The organism is Bradyrhizobium sp. Mp27 (assembly GCF_029953005.1).
Classification (GTDB): Bacteria; Pseudomonadota; Alphaproteobacteria; order Rhizobiales; family Xanthobacteraceae; genus Bradyrhizobium; species Bradyrhizobium barranii.
In genome coordinates this window covers 1-417 of record NZ_JASAUS010000655.1, presented here as the reverse complement: position 1 = coordinate 417, position 417 = coordinate 1, and the positions used below count along the sequence as shown (strand labels likewise).

1 protein-coding gene is annotated in these 417 nt (G+C 60.9%); it reads left to right on the top strand.

Annotated elements, in window-relative coordinates; genetic code table 11:
- The first annotated feature begins 63 nt into the window (after window positions 1-63).
- The gene (locus QJT78_RS52195; RefSeq protein ID WP_281460954.1) at window positions 64-312 is read left to right on the top strand and encodes a hypothetical protein; all 249 of its coding nucleotides are present in this window, start codon (window positions 64-66) and stop codon (window positions 310-312) included.
- Window positions 313-417 lie beyond the last annotated feature (105 nt).

Sequence of the window (417 nt, the reverse complement as noted above, 5' to 3'; positions counted from 1 at the left end):
CAACCTCGGCTTCCATGACTCGATGGAAGCCACTGTGGACCCTTATCCCGGGGTCCCGATTGGATGCCGATCACCCCGAAAACGGGGTCCTTATTCCATGCCGAAACACAGGCAAAGCCCTACAAGACGCGGCTCAAATGGCGGGGTCTGACCGGCGGGGAGCAGAGCAAGCTCCTGCTCACCGAGGCCGAGACCGTTATCGCGGAAGTCCTTGGCGTCAAGGAAGGACTGGCCAAGGCGGCGAAGCGTCCGGCGCGGCGACCGGGACGTGGCCGCAACGGGTCGCGTCGCATGGAGGCGTTTCGCAGCTAGTACCCACTTTTCTTGGAACGTGAGTCGTGATTCAAGGTCGGGATGATACCCGAAGCAAGAGAAGTCCACCTTTCGAGGAAAGATCGCAAGGTGCTTGAGGCGTGC

Bases quoted from the DNA above. Each gene is read 5' to 3' on its own strand.
- QJT78_RS52195 (WP_281460954.1), top strand. From the start codon at position 64: ATGCCGATCACCCCGAAAACGGGGTCCTTATTCCATGCCGAAACACAG.